The organism is Bacillota bacterium (assembly GCA_012839765.1).
Taxonomy (GTDB): domain Bacteria; phylum Bacillota; class Limnochordia; order DUMW01; family DUMW01; genus DUMW01.
In genome coordinates this window covers 15,460-36,244 of the sequence record DUMW01000032.1, presented here as the reverse complement: position 1 = coordinate 36,244, position 20,785 = coordinate 15,460, and the positions used below count along the sequence as shown (strand labels likewise).

Here is a 20,785-nt window from a genome sequence, read left to right as displayed (position 1 = left end):
TAGAAGAATTGCAGTACCAATTGCCTGGCGTATAACCTTGTCTCATTGTACTTGATTCGCCGCTGCCCTGTCAATTTTCGTCCCTTCAAGGCGTCAGGCAAACAAAGATTGATCCTATGCGTTTTTGACTCCCAGCCGGCACCAAAACAAGCCAGCCCTACTACAAAGTACTTCCGGTAAGAGGTCCATTGATGAAAGGATTGAGTTTTTTCTCCCTCCCAATGGTCGTCCCCGGGCCGTGTCCTGGGTAGACCGCGGTCTCCTCCGGCAAGGCGCATAGCTTCTGCTAAGAGCTCTGCAACTGTTTGAATGAGGAGCCGGGAAAATCATAGCGTCCGATGGAACCTGCAAAGAGAGTATCCCCGGTAAATGCCACCCCATCGAAAACATAGACCACGCCGCCCGGAGTGTGTCCCGGCGACTCCAAGACTTGAATCCTGGTGCCGTCCCCCAGTACCAGATCCTCCTCTCCCTTGAGAATGATATCCGCGGGCCGGGCCGTAATGCGGTCATGGAAAAACAAGGACAAATTTGCGGCCGGGTCCACCAACATCGGCGCGTCCTTCTCATGGATTACGATCTTCGCTCCAGTACTTCGGCAAAGCTGTGAAACGGCACCAATATGATCGAAATGGCCGTGGGTCAACAATATGTACCGCAGGTCCAGATCCATCTCCCGGATGGTGGCCAGTAGCCTTGCCGCCTCGGCCCCAGGATCCACCGCGATCCCCCACTTCCTGTCAGTTTCGATCAGGTAGCAGTTGGTGGCCAAGGCACCGACGGCACAACACTTGATCTTCATCATTGGCTTTCCCCCTAAAAGTTGCGTCTACTGTCCAAAAGCAGGGTCACCGGTCCATCATTGACCGAAACCACCTGCATGTCCGCCTGGAACTGGCCCGTTTCCACCGCAACGCCCAGTTCCCCAAGGCGGTGAATAAACCCATGATAAAGCTCCAAAGCCTTCTCCGCCGGCGCCGCCGCGGTATAATCCGGACGGCGCCCTCGCCGGCAATCCCCATACAAAGTGAACTGGGATACCACCAAGGCGGGATAACCCATCTGCAAAAGGGAAAGATTCATGCGACCTGCCTCATCGGCAAAGATCCGCAGGTGCGCCGCTTTCTCCGCCAAGTACATGTAGTCAGCCGGTTCGTCGTCATGGGCCACACCGAGATACATCAAGGCCCCAGGACCAATACGCCCCACCGACTGACCGTCCACCAGCACTTCCGCCCTTTTTACCCGTTGCACAACTAACCGCACGCTATCCCCTTACCTTCTACGTTGGATGGGCCCGGTACACATCTAAGACACCGGACACCTGCTTCAACTGGTTAATGATACTGTTCATATGCCCCACGTTGTAAATGTCCAGGACCAGGTCAATGATGGCCTTATCCCGGTCCACCCGGGCATTGACTCCTTCAATATTCGTCTTCTGTTCTGATACTGTGTTCATAATATTGGCCAGGAGATTCACCCGATCAATGGCCTCCACCCGGATCTCCACCGGGTAGGAAACCTCCGTCTGCTCCACCCATTCCACCTCGATGCGCCGTTCCGGCTCATTTTCCAGGTAGGTCACATTGGGGCAATCCTCCCGGTGGATGGACACCCCCCGCCCCCGGGTAATGTAGCCCACAATGGGATCGCCGGGCACAGGGTTGCAACAGCGGGAAAAACGCACTAGTAAATTGTCCACTCCCCGACAGCGTACTCCCTGAATCTGTCGGCGAAGGGGTTCGGGCATCTGCTGTTTTTTCCTGGCCAGGTTAAGCTCTTGCCGCCGTTTTTCCAACTCCTTGGGGTCAATGATCTTACCCAAGGCCTGCCGGGGCGGCACCTTCCCAAAACCAATGGCGGCAAGGAGATCGTCCCCGGAGACAAACCCATAGCGGCCTGCTGCTTGGGTCAATTTGTCCGGTTTTAAGACTTGGCTGGGATCGACCCCGAACTTCTTGGCCTCCCGCTCCAACAGCTCCTTGCCCCGCTGCAGATTCTCTTCCCGCCGTTCTTCCTTCAGAAAAGCCCGGATCTTGGAACGGGCCTTGGAAGTTTTCACAAAATTCAGCCAATCCCGACTGGGGGAAGCGTTGTTGGCGGTGAGAATCTCCACGAACTCTCCGTTCTTCAGCTGATAATCCAGCGGCACGATCCGGCCATTCACCTTAGCCCCTGCACATTTCAGACCCACATCGGTGTGGACGCTAAAGGCAAAATCCACAGGGGTGGCCCCCATGGGGAGAGTCTTCACATCGCCTTTGGGGGTGAAGACGAAGACCTCATCCTCAAAGAGGTCGGTCTTCAACATCTCTATGAACTCGTCGGGGTCTTTCATTTCCTTGAGCCAATCCATCACTTCCCGCAGCCAGGCCATCTTCAGTTCAAACTTGCTATCCTGGGAACCGCCTTCTTTATACAACCAATGGGCGGCAATACCCCGTTCCGCCACCCAATGCATCTCCCAGGTACGAATCTGAACTTCGAAGGCCTCGCCCCCGGGACCGATGACGGTGGTATGCAAGGACCGATACATGTTGGCCTTAGGCATGGCGATGTAATCCTTGAATCGGCCCGGCACCGGCTTCCACAGACTATGCACGATCCCCAGTACACCATAGCAGTCCTTCACCGAATTGACGATTACCCGCACCCCCAGAAGATCGTAGATCTCATCGATGGTCTTGTTTTGGGTCTTCATCTTCTGGTAGATACTGTAGACATGCTTGGTCCGGCCGCTAAGCTCCGCCTTGATCCCCATTTGATCCAAACGTTTCTTCAGCTGATCCATTACATAGACCAAGTCCGCATCGCGCATAGAGCGCTTGCGGCCCACCTGTTCCACGAGGGCAAAGTAATCTTCGGGATAAAGGTAACGAAAGGCCAGCTCTTCCATCTCCCACTTAATCTGCCACATCCCCAGCCGGTTAGCCAAGGGACAGTAGATCTCGAGGGTCTCCCGGGCGATCTTCTGCTGTCTTTCCACCGACAGGACATCGAGGGTTCGCATGTTGTGTAACCGGTCTGCCAACTTGATGATAACCACCCGCACGTCCTGGGCCATGGCCAAAAACAGTTTGCGCAAAGACTCCGCCTGCTGCTCCTTCTTGGTCCGGAAGGGCAGTTTGCTAAGCTTGGTCACTCCATCCACAAAGAGGGCAATCTCATCGCCAAAGCGTTCCCGGATTTGGGTCAGGGTGACATCGGTATCTTCCACCACATCATGGAGCAACCCCCCGGCGATAATCGTGGCCTCCATCTCCAAATCAGCCAGGATCATCGCCACTTGGAAGGGGTGAGAAAAATAGGGCTCTTCCGAGTCCCGATACTGCCCCTGATGGACTTCTTTGGAGAAATGATAGGCATCGATCACCGGGGACAGATCTGCATCGGGTGCATATTCACGGATTCTCCCCAGTAATTGCTCCAAAGACACGCTGCCCAACCCCCCGGAAAGCCTAGCTTTCGTATTGTACTAACGACAAGACATCATAGCCTTCCAATTTCTTTCGGCCCCCCAGGTACAATAACTCAATAAGGAAACTGAAGCCGACGATCTCGCCCTGCAGGCGCTCCACCAGTTCTGCGGCGGCCTTGATGGTCCCGCCGGTGGCCAATAGATCATCCACCATCAGCACCCGTGTGCCCGGGGAAAAGGAATCCCGATGGATTTCCAATGCATCGGTCCCATACTCCAGTTGATACTGGATCCGCTCCGTGGCCGCCGGCAATTTGCCGGGCTTGCGCACCAAGACAAATCCAACTCCCAACTCATAGGCTAAGGGAGCCCCCAAGAGAAAGCCTCTAGATTCCACCCCCACCACGATCTCAGGCTTCTTGGGACGGAAATAGTCCGCCATAGTTCGAATACAATAGCGCAGGGCTTGTCCGTCCCGGATCACCGTGGTGATGTCCTTGAAACTAACGCCCTCCTTGGGGAAGTCCAAAACCTCCCTGATCATTGATTTGAGATCCACCAAGTACCCTCCTAGTTGCACCAGTCTCTAAGCTGTTCAAATCCCCAAGAATCTTCTCCACCGGTTGGGTAAGCACATACCGGGAAAACCGGTGAAAGGTCTTGACAAGGAATTTATTCTCATTATAACGAATCGATGAGGTTAAGTCTAGCTTGCGTCCAGGATGGCTTACCGACAGATAACCCCCGTCCTGCTGGAGCAAACCCAGGTCGCAAAAGATCTCCAGAATCCCCCGGACCACAAGATTCGTCAGGGCCTTGCCCGGTTCGATGCCCTTTAACCCCAAAAGTTCGTCCCGCACAAATCCCGTAAACTCCTCTAGGGTGCACCCCGGCTGAAGCTGTCGGTAGGCCCGACCCAAGGTCTTCCGGTCGGGACACAAAAAGGGCAACAGTTCCTTGGTCTTATTCACCTGGTCATCACTGATCAGGAAATAGATCCGCGACGCTGGCACCAAGGTCAGCAACCGGACCAACTCCCCGTACCCCAAGGGCATTCCCCACACCCCCAGGGCCCCATCCCCCATCTTCGCAAGAACCTCTTCCCCAAGGTACAGACTGTGGACAAGTCGGACCGTTCCCGCCGGATGCTCCAGCCGGACAAGCCCTCCCTCCCCGGTAAAGGTCCGTTCTTCCTTTAGGGTAAAGCCGGCCCGCTGCCACAGGGCAAGCTCTTCATCGGTGGCGGGAACCACCCCCGCATACACGGTGATCTTCCCCTCCCAGGGCAAAAGTTCCGCCAAATACTGGGCCTTGTTCGTGCAAGCCCTGCCATCATACACCTGTCGGGCCCGGTGGTAGGCCTGGGGCAAGACAGAGGGGCGCACATCCACCAGTTGCCCTTGGAGGGAGACCTCCCCCTGCCACTGGTTCTTCGCCACCCGAAAGGCCAGATCCACCTGGGCAGTGAGCACCTCTTCCCGGTCACCCATACGAAAGCCAATACAGGCCAGTTGCCGATCCCCCTGCCGGACCCAAAGCTGCAGATGGGCATCGCCATTGCCCACCCGCCGGTAACTTTGTACCGTCACATCCCGACAACCGAACAAGGGCCGAGGGTTTCCCGGGCCAAAGGGGGCTAAAGCTGCCACCTCATCCACCAAAGCCAAATCCAGCTCATCTAGATCTACCAAGGTATCGATCTCCAACCGGGGTACAATATCCTCCGGGGTAAGCCGGTGATTAGCATAGGCCACAAACTCCTGGGCAAATCGGTTCCACAATTCCTCCTGCACCGAAAGTCCTGCGGCCATGGTATGGCCACCGTAGCCAACAAGGCTCCCCTGGCAAGCCCCCAAGGCTTCATACAGGTCGAAACCGGGGATGCTTCTGCCCGAGCCCTTCCCCAAGCCCTCATCCAGGGCGATTAGAATCGTCGGCCGGTGATAGCGTTCCACCAACCGGGAGGCGGCAATGCCCACGATCCCCGAAGACCAGTTGGGGCTGGCAAGGACTAAAGCCCGGTCTTTTAGCAGACCCCGGTCCTGGATCATCCCTTCCGCCTCCTCCACGATCCGGGCCTCGTCCACTTGGCGCTGCCGGTTGATCCGGTCCAGATGCTGGGCAAGCTCCCGGGCCCGGTGGAGATCCGTGGTCAGCAGCAACTCTAAGGCACCCAGAGCGTGATCCATGCGCCCTGCGGCATTGAGCCGGGGAGCCAACACAAAACCCACGTGATAGGCCTCCAGCAGCTCCCCCTCTAGTTGGGTCAGCTCCAACAGGGCCCGTAACCCAATACGTCTGGTCCGGGCTAACTGTTCCAGCCCGAACTTCACCAAGATCCGGTTCTCATCCACCAGGGGAACCACATCGGCAACGGTCCCCAGGGCCACCAAGTCTAAGTACTCCTGGATGGGGAAGGAAGTCCCAGTCCAACGCTCCCACAGCCCTTGGGCCAACTTGTAGCTTACGCCCACCCCCGCTAGCTCCCGGAAGGGATACCCACTGTCCTTCCGCTTGGGGTTCACCACCCCAACGGCCTGGGGCAGTTGTTCCCCCACTTCGTGGTGATCCGTAATCACCAAATCGATCCCTAAAGAAGCGGCCAATTCCGCCTCTACAACGGCGGCGGCCCCGCAGTCCACCGTAAGCAAAAGGTCACAGCCCCGCTCCCGTAGGGCCCCTATGGCCTCGCAATGGAGTCCATAACCTTCGGTGAAGCGGTCGGGGATATAGTAATCCACGGTAGCGCCCAGGCGGTTCAAAACCTCCACTAGTAGGGTAGTGGCCGTCAAACCATCCACGTCATAATCCCCGTAAACCACTATCCTCTCCCTATTCTCCAAAGCCTGACATAGCCGCGTTACCGCCGGTTCCAAATCCGGCAGCAAGTGGTAATCATGGAGAGCTTCCAACCGGGGCCGCAAGAAGGCCCGGGCCGCTACCGCATCCCTCAGGCCTCGGTTTACCAAAAGCTGGGCAAGCAAGGGAGAGATCCCCAATTCCGCAGCCAGCTGCCGGCTTCGGGCCCGGTCAGTTTCCCGCACAACCCACTTCATCAATATACGCCCTTCGGCACCCTCTGGTGCCGAAGGATCCACCTGCCTTTCCCATGGACAAAACCACTAAAGCTTTCCCGCACGGAGAATGGAGACCAACAGCCAAAACCCCAGAAACCCGGCAAGGAGATACCCGGTAAGACCTAAAACTGGATAGCCGAAGAGTGTTGGTCCTTGGTGAAATAGTAGCACTAAAGAGGAGGCAATGACAAGGGCTGAGACAATGAGGGCAGAGGTAAGGCGGTTGCTGATGAGTTCCAGGCGATGCAAGAACCCCTCCAAACCTTCATGATAAAACCTGATCCCCAGTTCATCCCCACTGAGCTTCCCCAACACCCGTTCTGTGGAAAGGACAATCCTTGGCACCGCTTTGGCCAGTTCCGTCACCTTTTCCTGGGTCCGGGTTCCGAGGCCCTTGGCGGCCCAGCGCCAAGGTTCCGAACCCAAGGTCTCTAGGATCTCCAAGGGACTGATCTGTGGATCCAGTTTCCTAGCCAGGCCCTCCACCCCGATCACGGTCTTCACTAGCAAAGCCAAATCCGCAGGCAACCGCAGGTGATGTTTCTTCACCAAACCCACAATCCGATTCAACACATCACCCAGGGACAGGTCCCTAAGGGGCACCCCAGAGTAACGATGGATCAGGATCAGCAGATCCCGCTGGAGAAAGGCAGGCTCCTTCCCCCGGGGCAGAATACCCAGTTTCCCCAGGGCACGGACAATCTGCCGCGGCTGTGCCGTCCGGATCCCCCGTAACACTCCCAGCAAAGGCTCCAAGGTGTCGGGATCCAGGTAACCCATCATCCCGAAATCCACAAAGGAAATGACCCCCTGGGCATCCACAAAGAGGTTTCCCGGGTGGGGATCCCCGTGGAAATAGCCATGAAGGAAGATCTGTTCGAAATAGAGGGTCACGAGGTTTCGGGCCACTTGGTCCAAGGGGATGCCCTGGTCCCTTAAGAGGGAGACCCTGTCGATCTTCGTCCCCCGGACCTCTTCCATGGTGAGCACCCGGGACGTGGTATATGACCAGTGGACCTTAGGGATGTGCACCCTAGGATCCGATTTGAAATCCCGGGCCATCCGTTCCATCTGGGCAGCCTCAATTACGTAATCCAGTTCGTTCTGCAAGACCAGACCGAATTCATCCACCAGTTCCACCGGATCGAAACCTTCGGGTGCCAGGCGTTCCCGGTAAGAATGAGCTAAGGTTCGTAGGATCTCCAAATCGGTGTCAATTAGCCTTTGGATTCCGGGACGCTGCACCTTCACCACCACCGTCTCCCCCGCGGGCAACTGCGCCCGATGGACCTGGCCTAAAGAGGCGGAGGCCATGGGGACAGGGTCCAATTCCTGAAAAAGCTCCGACAGGGCCCCGCCCAACTCCTGTTCCAGGATCCTCTGCACCACCGGAAAGGGTACCGGCTCCACCGCATCCTGCAGTCTCTCCAATTCTCCAATAACCTCCGCCGGCACAAGATCAGGCCGTGTGCTCAAGGTCTGCCCCAACTTGATAAAGGTGGGACCAAGGGCTTCTAAGCTGCGCCGCACCCGTTGTGCAAAGGTCACCGGATCCAAGGAGGTTTGGCGAAAGACAAGGGGGCGTAACGGCCAGGGCAAAAACCTCTTTAGCCCCAATTGATCCACCAGGTAGCCGAACCCCTCCCGCAGGAGCACCTCCGCAATCTGCCGATACCGCCGAAAGTGTTTATATGTGCGTCGTAAACCCATCGGATCCCTTCCTTACGTGTTGCCTCGGCACCCCCCCTTTTTTCGTTTTCCTCCCCCGATACACCCGGGGGATGGCCCACAGCCATCCCCCAGGAACACTAGTCTCTTTTCGGGGATTTGGTCCCCGTTTCATAGTATGCTGTCTTCTTACGCTCCTCAAGCCACAGCCACAAGGGGCTGGCCAGGAAAAGGGAAGACAAGGTTCCCACCACGATCCCCGCGATCAACCCGATGACCAGATCCCGAATGGTGCTTCCGCCCAAAATCAGCAGGGCCACCAACACCAACAAGGTGGTCACACTGGTATTGATAGTCCGGGTGAGACTTTGGGTCACCGAAGTATCCACCAACGTATCCTGATCGAGCTTTGGTTGATTCCGCCTGTTTTCCCGGATGCGGTCAAAGATCACGATGGTGTCATTGATGCTATAGCCCACGATCGTAAGAATGGCCGCGATAAAGTTCGTGTTGATCTCCATGCCCAACAGGGCAAAGAGCCCACAGACCACTAACACATTATGCAGCAAGGGCAAAACCGCCGCCACCCCGAAGGTCCACTCAAAGCGAAAGGCCACATAAATCAGCATTAAAATGGCAGCCAGACCCAAAGACCAAAGGCCCTTTCTAATGAGCTCCCCGCCGATCACAGGACCCACCATCTCGGTGCGCCGGACCTCCACATCCCCATAGGCCTCTGCTAGCTTCGCATCCACCAGATCGATCTCAGTACTATCCAGGGGCGCTGTACGGATGATGGCATCGCGGTCTCCCGCCATCTGGATCACCGGCTGCCCCAGATCCAGATCCAACTGGGACAACTGCTCCATGATCTCGGTACCATTGGTGGCTACGGGCAGTCGCCGTTCCAGGAGGGTCCCACCGGTGAAGTCAATTCCGAAGTTCAGGCCCTTGGTAAGCAGAAGAAGTATGCTGACCAGGACGAGGCAGGCTGCAGTCCCCAACCACAGTTTTTTCCTTTCCGCAAGCTTCATTGATTCAACCCCCTCACCCCGAAGTACTTGGCATACTTCTCCGGATTCCGATCCACCACCAGATGCAAGAATAGTCTTGTCACCACGATGGCGGTAAACATACTGACCACAATACCGATCCCCAAGGTCACCGCAAAGCCGCGTATCGGTCCACTACCGAAAATGAACAATACCACCGCGGCAATGAGGGTGGTGATATTAGCATCGGCAATGGCGGGCAAGGCCCGATGGAATCCCGCATCAATGGCCGCCCGCAGCCGCTTGCCTGCGGCCAGTTCCTCCTTCAGCCGTTCAAAGATGATAACGTTGGCATCCACCGCCATCCCAATAGACAGGATGAAACCCGCGATTCCCGGCAGGGTCAAGGTGGCCCGCAAGGCAGTGAACACACCCAACACCAGGACCACATAGATGGCCAACGCTAGGTCCGCCACAGCACCGGGCAGTTTGTAATAAAGAAGCATGAAGAGAAAGACTAAAAGAACACCAATGATTCCGGCCTTCAAGCTGGCATCAATGGACTCTTGGCCCAGGCTGGGACCCACATTGCGTACTTCCAGGACCTCCAGGGGTACCGGCAAGGCTCCGGCCCTCAACTGAAGGGCCAACTCCTGGGCCTCTTCAATGGTGAAGGCCCCGGAGATAATCGCTTTTCCGTCGGGGATGATGGTTTCTACCCGAGGACTACTGATGATCTCTCCGTCCAGGACGATGGGTAATTGCATCCCCAGGGAGCGGGCCGTCAGTTCGGCGAATTTCCGGGCCCCATCCCTGTTGAAGGTGACCGCGACCCCCGGCCGCCCCATGTTGTCAAAACTCTGTCGTGCATCGGCCAGATCCGCCCCGGTCAGCACCGTATTGCCATAGGGATCCCAAAACTCCAATTGGGCAGGACGACCAATCACCCGCAGTGCCTCTTCATGATCATGGACCCCCGGTAATTCCACAATCACCCGATCCACGCCCTCCGGTTGAATCACCGGCTCGGTAACCCCCAGGGCATTGATCCGGCGATCGATGACTGTAATCACCCGCTGCATCAAATCCTCATCCACTTCCACATCGTCGCTGCCTTTCGCCTGCAGCACCACGTGGACACCGCCTTGCAGGTCTAGGCCCAGTCGCAGGGGCATCCGGTACAGAAGAACACCGGCCGCGACCAGCAAGGCTAACACCACCACCAGTCTGATTCGGTTTCCTTTGTGCATGTTTTGCTTCCTCCTAGCATTTTGGCAAAATGCAACACTCTGCCTACCTTCTAGGTCTACCATCCACCCTTAGCCTCCACTGCATTGTAGCACAGCAATGCCCCGTTTCATAACGGAACCCACCGGCAATTTCACCCACACCAAAGAAGATGCGGCTACAGAAGACTAGCGCCGTTAATCTCCAACTTAAACTGACAGTCCAAAAGCTCCGCGGCGCGTCGACACATCACCATCCGGGAAAGAAAGATCTCAAAGTAGTCCATCACCGGGCAGATCTCCCGCTCGATGGTAAGCTCCAAAGCTACGGTCCTCTTTTCCTTGTCTACGTTCACAAAGGAGCGCACCGCGGCGAAATTCACCCGGTCGTGGATATCATAGGTGGCCTGATCGGGGTTACGCACCCGCGTCCTGTGCACATCGCTTTTGTCCGCGAGGATCAACGCCGCCGACACTGGCGTAACCGCAGTACCCACTTCCTCCTCGTGGTTACCCACCGCGGAAATGATGATCGCGCTCTCTTCGTCGGACATCCCCAGCTCTTTCAGAATGGGAAACAACAAACAGGCCCCAAAGCCCCCGTGATTGGCCCGGCTAATCAGGTTACCGATGTCATGGCAATAGCCGGCGACCTGTGCCAACTCCACCTCGCGCGGGGGATACTCTAAGCGTTCCAGTACGTTCCCCGCGATCTGCGCCACCAAATTGGCATGCCGGAACCCGTGTTCCGTCAAGCCCAAGATGGCTAGATTCCGGTCCGCCTGACGCAGAAAGGTGTTGATGGTGTGGTTTTGCTTGATCGTGGCAAGGGTGACCGGCAAGACAATCCCTCTATTCGCTAAGCACCCGGCCGACACCGCCTTTGGTGACCCGGATGTTTACGTTGTCGGCAATCTTCAAGGTCACATCATCATCGCTGATCTTAACAATTTCCCCATAGATACCACCGATGGTAATCACCCGATCGCCCTTTTTCAGGTTGCCGAGCATCTCTTGCCGTTGCTTTTGCTGCTTTTGCTGGGGCCGGATCAACATGAGGTAAAAAAGTCCCAACATGAGCCCGAAGAAGACCAGGCTGCTCACTAGCCCCTGAGCTCCACCAGTCGTCGTCGTTTCTGCCACTTCTGTTGTCAACAATGGTAGCAACAAAGTATTACCCCCTCGTCTTGTCTTTAAGGTCCTCAGCCTAAATCTCCCTTAGGCCAAAGACCATTGTTCCTTAAACCTCCGGTAAAACTCCGGAAATGATCCCTGGGCCAAACTTTCCCTTATTCTTGCCATTAATTGTCCCAGAAAATACAGGTTGTGGTAGGTGGTCAGCCGAATACCCAACACCTCATCGGCATGGAGCAAGTGCCGCACATAGGCCCGGGAGAAGTTCTGGCAGGCCCAACACCCACAGGCCGGATCCATGGGCTTGGGGTCCTCCTTGTACTGGGCATTGCGGATCACCAGTTTGCCTGTGGAGGTGTAAACGGTCCCGTGGCGGCCAAGCCGGGTGGGCAATACGCAGTCGAACATGTCAATGCCTCGGGCCACCCCCTCCACCAAATCATCGGGAGAACCCACCCCCATCAGGTAACGGGGCCGCTCCTCGGGTAGCTCAGGAACGGTTACATCCAGCATCTCGTACATCAGTTCCTTGGGCTCACCCACGCTCAGACCGCCAATCGCGTACCCCGGGAAATCCAGGTCCACGATCTGTTTAGCACTCTCCCGCCGCAGGTGTGCGAAGGTACTCCCTTGCACAATGCCGAATAGCAATTGATCCTCCCTGGTTTTGGCACGCAGACATCGCATGGCCCACCGGGTGGTGCGCTCCAGGGACTCCCTGGCATATTCTTCCGTACAGGGATAGGGAGTACACTCGTCAAAGGCCATGATGATATCCGCTCCGAGGTTCTCCTGAATAGCGATGGACTTCTCCGGACCGATAAAATGCTCACTCCCATCCAGATGTGAGCGGAAGGTGACCCCTTCCTCGGTGATGGTGCGCAGTTCACTCAGACTGAAGACCTGGAAACCTCCACTGTCGGTGAGGATGCTCCTCGACCAATTCATAAACCGGTGCAGCCCCCCCAGGCGGGCGATTAGTCCGTCGGAAGGTCGCAGATACAAATGATAGGTATTGGCCAAGATAATCTGAAACCCCAAGGCCTTCAATTCGTGCGAGGCCATGGTCTTCACCGTAGCCTGGGTCCCCACGGGCATAAACACCGGTGTGGGGATCTGGCTGTGGGGCGTAGTCAGCAACCCCAACCGCGCCCTTGTGGTACCGCACCGACCCAATACTTGAAAACTCAATCCCAATCTCCTCCGTTAGATGATCAACATCCCGTCGCCGTAGCTGTAAAAGGCATACTTCTCCCTTACCGCCACCCGGTAGGCTTCCAGGATCCGCTGATGCCCACCGAAGGCGCAGACTAACATCAACAGTGTAGAACAGGGCAGATGAAAGTTGGTTATCAAACCATCGATCACCTGGAATTCAAACCCAGGATAGATGAAGATATCAGTCCAACCGCTGTACGCCTTCACTTCACCTAGGATCTTGGCGGTGGCCTCCAGGGCCCGGACCACCGTGGTGCCCACCGCGATCACCCGCCCGCCCTCCTCCTTGGCCCGGGCAATGGCCTGGGCACAGGACTCATCCACTTGGAAAAACTCGCTGTGCATCCGGTGATCTTCGATCCGCTCCGTTTGCACGGGACGGAAGGTCCCCAAGCCAATATGCAGGGTCAGGAAGGCGGTTCCCACCCCCTGGGCCCGGAGGGTCTCCAGAAGCTGGGGGGTGAAATGCAAGCCCGCGGTGGGGGCAGCTGCCGAACCTAGTCTTTGGGCATAGACCGTCTGGTACCTTTCCCGATCCCAGTCCGTAGGCTCCCGGGAGATATAGGGCGGTAGGGGTACCTGACCCACCCTTTCTAACACCTCCAGGAAGGCCGCCTCGCTATGAAAGTCCACAAGGCCCTTGCCCTCATCTTCCTTAGCTACCAGGGTCCCCACCAGTTCCCCTTGGCCAAAGACCAACTCTTCTCCCACCTTGAGCCTCTTGGACCGTTTCATGAGGACCCGCCACCGGGCCTCCCCCACCGGGGAAAGAAGCAGGATCTCCACCCGGCCACCGGTCTGTTTTCTCCGACCCAGCAGACGGGCGGGGAGGACCTTGGTATCATTGAGCACCAATAAATCCCCCGGCCGCAGATAATTGGGCAGCGCGGCAAAACAACTATGTTCAATGCCTGTTCCCTGGCGCTCTACCACCATCAGCCGCGCCTTGTCCCGCTCCGAGGAGGGTGCTTGGGCGATCAATTCTTTGGGCAATTCGTAGTAAAAATCGTCGGTTCTCATCATTCATATCCAAATCTGCGCAGTTCTTCTTCCTTTTTCCGCCAGTTCTTCTTCACTTTCACCCACAGCTGCAGATTCACCTGGCTACCCAATAACGCCTCGATCTCCTGCCGCGCCCCCTGGCCGATGCTCTTAAGCATGCGGCCCCCTTTACCGATAATGATCCCCTTCTGGGAATCCCGCTCCACGATAATCGTCGCGTGGATATCGATCAGGTCCCGATCCTCCCGCTGGGAAAAATCATCGATCATCACCGCCACCGCATGGGGGACCTCCTCCTCGGTGTACTCCAGCACCTTCTCCCGGATAAACTCCGCCACGATAAACTGCTCTGGGTGATTACTCACCCAATCCGAAGGATAATACTGAGGTCCCAGGGGAAGCTTGCTCACCAAATGCTCCACAAAGGCGTCGACTCCCTCACCGGTGACCGCTGAAACGAAAAGCAAGGTGGGAAACAGGGTCAGGAGCTCTTCTCGTTGATCCTTTTCCATCAGGTCGGCTTTGTTGGCCACCACCAAAAGCTCCGGTCCTCCTTGGGCAAGATCTACAAGTTCTTGATGGATCCGCTCGTCGGCGGCGGTAAACCCTGCAGCCCCGTCAAAAAGAAAGACCACCACATCCACTTCCAGGATCGCGGATCGGGCCTGTTGAACCATGTACTCGCCCAATTCATGCAAGGGTTTGTGCAACCCCGGGGTATCAATGAAGATCACCTGGGCATCAGGCCGCGTTAAGACCCCCTGGATCTGGTTCCGGGTGGTCTGGGGTTTGTTGGAGACAATCGCCACCTTCGAGCCCACGATCTGGTTCAATAAAGTAGATTTGCCCACATTGGGCCGGCCCACAATAGCCACAAAACCTGACCTAATCTCCATACTGTCCCTCCCTTAGCCTAGTGTTCACGGCTTCGGCCTTATGTATCCAGACAGGATCAGGCCGGCAATGTACCATATAATACCACAGAAGTTTAAACCTCGTCTAGCTCCAGCTCCAGAAGCAACCGATCCTCCCCAGGCCCGTATTCATCCTTCAGGAAACCCACTTGCTGAAAACCAAAGGAGGCATACAGCCGGCGGGCGGGTATGTTATCCTCAGCCACCGTAAGCAGGACCTTCCTAAAGCCATCCCTTTGGATCTGGTCTAGGGCCTGTTTTAGAAAATACTTACCGTAACCCAAGGAGCGGTACTGGGGTACAATGGTGATCCCCACTAAATAACATGCGTACTGGTCCCAAGTGCGCATGAACTCCATCACCCCAATGATCTCCCCCCCATAGGCCAAACAAAACACCCGACCATAGCGTACCAGGGGGGCCAGCTGCCAGTGATTCATGCCCCCTTCTCCGAAGGCAGTTTTTTCCAGGTGGGTGAGGCGTTCCATGATCTGTGGTGTGACCTCCTCCAGTCGAAAGACCACCAGGGACAAGTCAGTCCTCTCCCTTCAGGAGAAAGGCTTTGGGCAACAGAGCACCGACGGTGGTCACCTCATAGTTCCCTGCCAAGTCCGCGATGATCACCTGGGTGTGGGCGCCAAACTCGAAGAGGACCTGCCGGCAACCGCCACAGGGTGGGCTTGGGTGCTCTCCCACGATAGCAATAGCCCGAAAGGCACGTTTTCCCGCGCTGATTGCTTTTCCCACCGCCACCTGTTCAGCGCAGATTCCCAGGGGAAAGGCGGCATTCTCCACATTGCAGCCCGCAAAGAACTCACCGTCCTCGGTGAGAATACAGGCACCCACCGCGTAGTTAGAATAGGGGGCGTAGGAAAACTGGCGAACCTGTCGGGCTTTATTGATCAATTCCTGGATGGTTTCATCGGGTTTACACAAGCCACACACACCTCCATCCTTGTGCATTCTCTAGGGGGCGAGAATTTCCTTCTTGGAACCTCAGAAACAGCAGACTCCGCACAGGTTCCGCCCTTCGCCCGTGCTGGCTTTTCAATTACAGGGTTATTGGGCGCTTGATACTATTCTATCCGAAGTACATGGGCTTAAGCAGGAAAGATTCCTTCAGGGTCGAACTAGGTATATACCCACTTTATCAGATGTACAAAGGAGGTAATACATGATTAAGCAGAAGTTGAGTATGCTTCTTGTCGGATTTCTCCTCTGTCTTTTGGTGGTCCAGCCCACCGATACCTCTTCCACGGGCCAGATTTATATTGTGGACAAGATCGAAGCCGATGTCGCCCTACTGCTCTGGGCCGAGGACGAAAGCCTGCATCTGGCCCTGCCCGTCTGGCAACTACCGGACCCCCACGAAGGGGCAGTGCTGGAGCTTTTGTTTATCCCCCGTCCGGACTTGGAACAAGCCCGCCGGGAGCAGGCCGGAAAACTACTCCGCGGTCTCCTTGGACTTTAATTTTTCCAATAAAGCCGCCACATGGGCCCGCCGACGGGCCTCCTCGGCCTCGTCGGCTTCGATGGTCAGCCGAAAGACCTGGCCCTCCCGGGTACGGGGAGACAATAATGTCCTCGGCACCACGATCCGGTGTTCCTGCCCCTCCCACTCAACCAACACCGTGGCTAGATCGTCATGGAGCTGATCGATCACCAGTCGGAAAGTCCGCGCCATTACTCTCCCCCCACCGTGACAAGATCCTTCACCCGTTCATAGATCCCGGCGCCAATACCCCGCACCTGGGTTAGCTCTTCCTTGTTGGTAAAGGGATGCTGTTCTCTGTACTCGATAATCCGCTGGGCTAAGGTAGCACCTATTCCCGGCAGCGACATCAGCTGTTCCCTGGTGGCGGTGTTCAAATCGATCAGCCCCGGAACACTCCCCTTCTGTACCGTGATCCCGTAGCTTGTCCCATCGGTGGTGACCACGATATGACCATGGGTATCGGTCCGGTAGATCTTGGCTTCCACTGCATTTAGGCGGCTTATGGCCTCCCCATGGGGATGACCGTAGGAGTTGTCCTGCCCACACTGGATCACCGCGATCCCCGGTAACACCACCGCAAGAAAATCCCCATGGCTGGAATAGCGGGAGCCGTGGTGTCCCACCTTTAGGACCGTCACCGGCGTAAGGAAATTGCTCCCCACCAGGGCAAGCTCCGCCACATGCCCGATGTCCCCTGTAAAGAGGAAAGAGATGTCTCCGAATCTAAGCTGCAGAACTAGGGAGTTTTCGTTAAGATCCGTTCCGAACATCTCCGCCGGTGGTGAGAGCACCACCAGTTCGTCCACCCCTGCCAAACTAAGTCGGTCCCCTTGCCGGGGCGTGCGGAAGGGGATGTTCTTTTCATCGATTAGTTCCAAGAACCGGATATATGTACTGCTAGTATGGATCTGTCCACAGGCCACCACCCGATCCACGGGAAACTCCTCCAACACTGGAACAAGTCCTCCGATATGATCGTAATGGGGATGGGTAGCCACCACTAGATCGATCTTCGTTACTCCCAGTTGACGCAAGTAGGGGACCAGCACATTTCTGCCGGGACCCGTCTCTCCTCCGTCGATGAGGAGCACTGCCCCCACATCGGTACGTACCACAATAGCATCTCCCTGGCCCACGTCCACAAAATGGACCTCTAGGGCCCAGGTGGGTAAGGTCAAGACCAGAAGCAACCACAGGACGAACAAACTTCTTAACTTGCGGAACATCCTAAATCCTCCCCTTCTCTAGCCCAGGCAGCGAGCAATGCCCACCAGCAGGGTCACGATAGCACTACCCAACACTGCCCCGATCACCACTTCCAAAAGGGAGTGGATCTTCGCCTCTACCCGGCTTTGGAGCACCAGCAGGGCCAGGGCATAGGCCAAGAATACTATGTAGGGCTGGACCGACAGAAAGAAAACCAAAGTAGCCAGGGCGAAGGACACCGCGGCATGAAAGCTGGGCATGCCTCCCTGAAGCACTACCTTGCCCCGCAGGGCTTTGATGGTAATTACCGTGAAGGCCACCACGAGCACGGAGCTGGCGATGAGGAAAAAGGGATTGGACAGCAAAAGGTCCCGCCAACGCAACTGTAAAGGCGCCAGGCGGGGACCGAAAAGGAAAAAGCCGATGATCACTGCCACCAAGGAGGCAAACAACACCGCCCCCGCCGCGATTTCCTTCACCATGGCCGCGAAGGGATGCTCTGTGGGCTCGATAAGATCCACCATGAACTCAATGGCAGTGTTGATGAGCTCAGCGGTGATTACCATCCCGATAATCAACACCAAAACCGCCATCTCTAAGGTGCTTAACCCTAAAAGTAGCCCGCCGGCGGTGACCAAAACCGCCGTGACAAAGTGGATCCTTAGATTCCTTTCGGTGCGTAGGGCCAGGGCAACACCCCTGAGGGCGTCTTCGAAGCTTTCCAAAAGGCTACGGTGCCGGTATCTCCTCATCTGCATCCCACCTGCGTTCCAGGCCCAATTCCTTAAGGACGGTCTCCTCCATGGCCCGCATCCGGCGCCTTTCCATCTCGTCCTGATGGTCATAACCGGCCAGATGCAGGCAGCCATGGACGGTAAGGAAGCACAACTCCCTGAGAATCGAATGGCCGTACTCTTGGGCCTGCTCCAGCGCCCGGGGATAGCAGATGACAATATCCCCCAGGGGACGTTCTTCGGGATCCAAAAAGGTGACCTCTGCGGGGTCCACAGGGAAAGACAAGACGTCGGTGGGCCCTTCCTTGCCCCGATAATTCCTATTGAGCAAGGCCCCTTCCTCCGCTTCCACGAAAAGGATCGTGACTTCACCGGCTGTGATGTCACAAAGCCGGAAGGCCGTCTGGGCCACCGCGGTAATTTTCTGCCTGGTGTCTTCGTCCAGAGTCCTTTGATCCAGGTTTTCAAGGATAATCACGTTCACCATTAGCTTTTCGCCTTCTTCTGTTGCAGTTCCTCCATCACGGTCTCGGGATACTGGACCCGGCTATGGTAGATCCCTGAGAGCACCCGACTGAAGGCCTGCGCGATGGTATTCAAATCTCGCAGGGTAAGATCGCATTCATCCAACTGCCCCGCATCCAGTTTATCCTTGATGATCTTTCGAATCAAGCCATCGATCCGGCCGGCGGTAGGCTTAGACAAGGACCGAATCGCCGCCTCCACCGAATCCGCCAGCATCACAATGGCGATTTCCTTAGTCTGGGGCTTGGGTCCGGGATAGCGGTAATCGCCCTCGTCCACCTCTCCATCCCTGCTCTGCTCCAGGGCCTTGTGATAGAAATACCGGACCAGATCTGTTCCGTGATGTTGCTGGGTAAAATCAATGATCATCTGGGGCAACTTATATTGCTTCCCTAACTCCACCCCGTCCTTGGTATGGGAGATAATAATCAACGTACTGAGGCTGGGGGCAATCTTGTCATGGGGGTTTTCCGGAATGAACTGGTTCTCCCCGAAGAAATAGGGGCGTTTCAGCTTACCGATATCATGGTAGTGGGCACCCACCCGGGCCAGGATGGAATCACAACCAATGGCATCGGCGGCCGATTCCGCTAAATTCCCCACGATGACACTGTGGTGGTAGGTTCCCGGCGCCTCCACCAAAAGCCGCCGCAATAGCGGCTGATTAGGATTGGACAGCTCCAGCAGCTTAATGGAGGAAGTAACATCAAAGAGGGTCTCCAGGTAGGGAAGGGACCCGATAGCTAAAACGCCGCACAACAGACCGTTCACCAATCCTACCCAGGAATGCTTCAAAAGCTCCCCGTCGGTTTGCACAAGCCCAATCCCCACAATGGTGAGGAAGAGCACCACTCCCACCACGAAGCCAGCGCGGGTGATATCTGAGCGCTGACTGGCCTTGGAAACACTGTATACCCCCGTGAGGCCACTGACCACCGCTCCGATGGCATATCGGAAATCTAAGCCCGAGATCAAACCTACAATAATAGCGTAGGCCACGGCACAGATGGCCGCAAGCCGCGAATCCAGCAAGATGGCCAACAGCATTGTACCCATGGCCACCGGTGCCAGGTACGCCGCGTAGGGCCAGGACAACACACTCATCAACTTGCTAAGAAAGACCACCAACACGCTCACCAGACACAACAGACCCAATTGCCGAATTTCCTTGAGAATAGTGCGCTCATATTGATACAGGTACACAAAAAGACCGCAAAAGATCAGGGTGAGCACAATTAGGGCCCCGAACATAATGGGATAGACACTGCTGGTCTTCAACATCCCCAAATCGTTTAGGATCTGGATCTGCTCTTCATTCACCACTTCACCCTTACCCACGATCCGGGAGTCCTGGGGCACCATCACCGGTTCCACCCTACTGATGGCCTCCCGTTCCGCTGCCTTCACCTTTTCCAGGTTGAGGACTAGGTTGGGCTGCACCAGGTTCGCCGCGATCTCCTGGGCTTCGGGGATGAACTCCTCCGGCAGGGAGCTATCTAGAATCAATGCCACCAGTTGGTTCCGTTTAGCCGGCACATCCGCTTCGCTAATCCGTTCCCTTTGGAGAAAGTCACCCACGATCTGGGCCAGCCCTGTCATCCCCTCGCTCAAAGTCTGGGCAGGCAACAGTAGCAACACTTCCGTAAGCCGGTCGGTCAGCCGAAGACCCAACTGCTCCAAGGCCTTGTTTTGCACTTCATCCACATCGGCCCCGGTGGGTAGTTGGGGCACAGTCTCCGGGATCGCTTCTTCGGTACCTTCCCCGGTCTCTTCCGTCTCCACCGTCCACAAACCCAAGCTTTGTCGCTTGTCCTTCACCAGCTCAAGCAGGGCCAGGATATCCTCCGTGGCCTCCAACCCCACCACGGTGTTAATATCGTAGTTATTAGGATCCTGGCTAGCCTGCCGGGCCGCTTCCTCCGCGGCCTGCCTTTCCAGGAGGCTCGTGGCGTAGTTATTCCGGATAGTCCGGGGGGCGTAAATAGTCTCGGGAGCCACCGAGCCCACCGTCAGGTCTAACTTGGGCACCATATCAATTAACACAATGACTGAAATTAAAACAAAGGTGGCCAGACCGATCAACCACTGATAAATCTGGCCGTTATCCAGGGCCAACTTGAACTTGGCCTGTTTTTTTTGTTTCTGCTTTTTACGGGGGTTCAACGATTAACAC

The 20,785-nt window shown here is 56.2% G+C and carries 20 protein-coding genes and 1 pseudogene; 1 reads left to right on the top strand and 20 read right to left on the bottom strand.

The annotated features are described in order from the left end of the window. Positions 1-160: 160 nt before the first annotated feature. From GXX57_03450 to cdd, 15 genes and pseudogenes are all read right to left on the bottom strand, one after another. Positions 161-802, bottom strand: a pseudogene (locus GXX57_03450) (MBL fold metallo-hydrolase). Between the two features lie 14 nt (positions 803-816). After that, positions 817-1,266 (bottom strand): D-tyrosyl-tRNA(Tyr) deacylase, encoded by a 450-nt coding sequence (locus tag GXX57_03445; protein ID HHV43712.1) that lies wholly within the window; start codon positions 1,264-1,266, stop codon positions 817-819. 16 nt (positions 1,267-1,282) lie between these two features. Next, entirely contained in the window at positions 1,283-3,439 is a 2,157-nt protein-coding gene (locus tag GXX57_03440) for a bifunctional (p)ppGpp synthetase/guanosine-3',5'-bis(diphosphate) 3'-pyrophosphohydrolase (GenBank protein HHV43711.1), read from the bottom strand. A 22-nt stretch (positions 3,440-3,461) separates the two neighbouring features. Then, positions 3,462-3,980: an adenine phosphoribosyltransferase gene (locus tag GXX57_03435; protein ID HHV43710.1), complete on the bottom strand. Its 519-nt coding sequence runs from the start codon at positions 3,978-3,980 to the stop codon at positions 3,462-3,464. Beyond that, positions 3,925-6,477, bottom strand: coding sequence for a single-stranded-DNA-specific exonuclease RecJ (gene recJ / locus GXX57_03430; protein HHV43709.1), 2,553 nt, complete (start codon positions 6,475-6,477; stop codon positions 3,925-3,927). The genes GXX57_03435 and recJ overlap by 56 nt, the downstream gene beginning before the upstream one ends. Before the next feature lie 66 nt (positions 6,478-6,543). Next, on the bottom strand, positions 6,544-8,208 hold the full coding sequence (locus tag GXX57_03425; protein ID HHV43708.1) for an AarF/ABC1/UbiB kinase family protein: 1,665 nt from the start codon (positions 8,206-8,208) through the stop codon (positions 6,544-6,546). Between the two features lie 98 nt (positions 8,209-8,306). Beyond that, the gene (secF, locus tag GXX57_03420) at positions 8,307-9,200 is read right to left on the bottom strand and encodes a protein translocase subunit SecF (GenBank protein ID HHV43707.1); all 894 of its coding nucleotides are present in this window, start codon (positions 9,198-9,200) and stop codon (positions 8,307-8,309) included. After that, positions 9,197-10,408: a protein translocase subunit SecD gene (gene secD, locus GXX57_03415; protein ID HHV43706.1), complete on the bottom strand. Its 1,212-nt coding sequence runs from the start codon at positions 10,406-10,408 to the stop codon at positions 9,197-9,199. Before secD ends, secF begins: the two co-directional genes overlap by 4 nt. A gap of 155 nt (positions 10,409-10,563) precedes the next feature. Then, positions 10,564-11,226 (bottom strand): HD domain-containing protein, encoded by a 663-nt coding sequence (locus GXX57_03410; protein ID HHV43705.1) that lies wholly within the window; start codon positions 11,224-11,226, stop codon positions 10,564-10,566. 10 nt (positions 11,227-11,236) lie between these two features. Further along, positions 11,237-11,461 (bottom strand): preprotein translocase subunit YajC, encoded by a 225-nt coding sequence (yajC, locus tag GXX57_03405; GenBank protein HHV43704.1) that lies wholly within the window; start codon positions 11,459-11,461, stop codon positions 11,237-11,239. A gap of 141 nt (positions 11,462-11,602) precedes the next feature. Beyond that, positions 11,603-12,715: a tRNA guanosine(34) transglycosylase Tgt gene (tgt, locus tag GXX57_03400; protein ID HHV43703.1), complete on the bottom strand. Its 1,113-nt coding sequence runs from the start codon at positions 12,713-12,715 to the stop codon at positions 11,603-11,605. 9 nt (positions 12,716-12,724) lie between these two features. Further along, positions 12,725-13,756: a tRNA preQ1(34) S-adenosylmethionine ribosyltransferase-isomerase QueA gene (gene queA, locus GXX57_03395; GenBank protein HHV43702.1), complete on the bottom strand. Its 1,032-nt coding sequence runs from the start codon at positions 13,754-13,756 to the stop codon at positions 12,725-12,727. Beyond that, positions 13,756-14,634, bottom strand: a complete 879-nt coding sequence (locus tag GXX57_03390; protein HHV43701.1) for a GTPase Era — start codon at positions 14,632-14,634, stop codon at positions 13,756-13,758. The genes queA and GXX57_03390 overlap by 1 nt, the downstream gene beginning before the upstream one ends. 92 nt (positions 14,635-14,726) lie before the next feature. Further along, positions 14,727-15,185: a GNAT family N-acetyltransferase gene (locus tag GXX57_03385; GenBank protein ID HHV43700.1), complete on the bottom strand. Its 459-nt coding sequence runs from the start codon at positions 15,183-15,185 to the stop codon at positions 14,727-14,729. 1 nt (position 15,186) lies between these two features. Then, positions 15,187-15,615 (bottom strand): cytidine deaminase, encoded by a 429-nt coding sequence (cdd, locus tag GXX57_03380; protein ID HHV43699.1) that lies wholly within the window; start codon positions 15,613-15,615, stop codon positions 15,187-15,189. 211 nt (positions 15,616-15,826) lie between these two features. Here cdd and GXX57_03375 point away from each other — a divergent pair, with 211 nt between their 5' ends. After that, positions 15,827-16,123, top strand: coding sequence for a DUF3006 domain-containing protein (locus tag GXX57_03375; GenBank protein HHV43698.1), 297 nt, complete (start codon positions 15,827-15,829; stop codon positions 16,121-16,123). On the opposite strand, the gene GXX57_03370 is transcribed toward GXX57_03375, so the two are convergent. Genes GXX57_03370 through GXX57_03350 form a run of 5 tightly spaced genes read right to left on the bottom strand, consistent with a single transcriptional unit; the run spans position 16,097 to position 20,775 of the window. Further along, positions 16,097-16,336, bottom strand: coding sequence for a DUF3006 domain-containing protein (locus GXX57_03370; protein HHV43697.1), 240 nt, complete (start codon positions 16,334-16,336; stop codon positions 16,097-16,099). The genes GXX57_03375 and GXX57_03370 overlap by 27 nt on opposite strands. After that, positions 16,336-17,373: an MBL fold metallo-hydrolase gene (locus GXX57_03365; GenBank protein ID HHV43696.1), complete on the bottom strand. Its 1,038-nt coding sequence runs from the start codon at positions 17,371-17,373 to the stop codon at positions 16,336-16,338. Before GXX57_03365 ends, GXX57_03370 begins: the two co-directional genes overlap by 1 nt. A gap of 18 nt (positions 17,374-17,391) precedes the next feature. Further along, complete coding sequence (locus GXX57_03360; GenBank protein ID HHV43695.1) at positions 17,392-18,105, bottom strand: phosphatase PAP2 family protein; 714 nt, start codon at positions 18,103-18,105, stop codon at positions 17,392-17,394. Then, a complete protein-coding gene (ybeY, locus tag GXX57_03355) occupies positions 18,083-18,574 on the bottom strand; it encodes an rRNA maturation RNase YbeY (protein HHV43694.1) in 492 nt (163 codons plus the stop codon). The genes GXX57_03360 and ybeY overlap by 23 nt, the downstream gene beginning before the upstream one ends. Then, complete coding sequence (locus tag GXX57_03350; GenBank protein HHV43693.1) at positions 18,574-20,775, bottom strand: HDIG domain-containing protein; 2,202 nt, start codon at positions 20,773-20,775, stop codon at positions 18,574-18,576. Before GXX57_03350 ends, ybeY begins: the two co-directional genes overlap by 1 nt. Between the last annotated feature and the right edge of the window lie 10 nt (positions 20,776-20,785).

Coding starts and splice junctions, on each gene's coding strand:
- recJ (HHV43709.1), bottom strand. CDS start 6,477: ATGAAGTGGGTTGTGCGGGAAACTGACCGGGCCCGAAGCCGGCAGCTG.
- GXX57_03425 (HHV43708.1), bottom strand. CDS start 8,208: ATGGGTTTACGACGCACATATAAACACTTTCGGCGGTATCGGCAGATT.
- secF (HHV43707.1), bottom strand. CDS start 9,200: ATGAAGCTTGCGGAAAGGAAAAAACTGTGGTTGGGGACTGCAGCCTGC.
- secD (HHV43706.1), bottom strand. CDS start 10,408: ATGCACAAAGGAAACCGAATCAGACTGGTGGTGGTGTTAGCCTTGCTG.
- yajC (HHV43704.1), bottom strand. CDS start 11,461: ATGTTGGGACTTTTTTACCTCATGTTGATCCGGCCCCAGCAAAAGCAG.
- queA (HHV43702.1), bottom strand. CDS start 13,756: ATGAGAACCGACGATTTTTACTACGAATTGCCCAAAGAATTGATCGCC.
- GXX57_03390 (HHV43701.1), bottom strand. CDS start 14,634: ATGGAGATTAGGTCAGGTTTTGTGGCTATTGTGGGCCGGCCCAATGTG.
- cdd (HHV43699.1), bottom strand. CDS start 15,615: ATGCACAAGGATGGAGGTGTGTGTGGCTTGTGTAAACCCGATGAAACC.
- GXX57_03375 (HHV43698.1), top strand. CDS start 15,827: ATGATTAAGCAGAAGTTGAGTATGCTTCTTGTCGGATTTCTCCTCTGT.
- GXX57_03370 (HHV43697.1), bottom strand. CDS start 16,336: ATGGCGCGGACTTTCCGACTGGTGATCGATCAGCTCCATGACGATCTA.
- GXX57_03365 (HHV43696.1), bottom strand. CDS start 17,373: ATGTTCCGCAAGTTAAGAAGTTTGTTCGTCCTGTGGTTGCTTCTGGTC.
- GXX57_03360 (HHV43695.1), bottom strand. CDS start 18,105: ATGAGGAGATACCGGCACCGTAGCCTTTTGGAAAGCTTCGAAGACGCC.
- ybeY (HHV43694.1), bottom strand. CDS start 18,574: ATGGTGAACGTGATTATCCTTGAAAACCTGGATCAAAGGACTCTGGAC.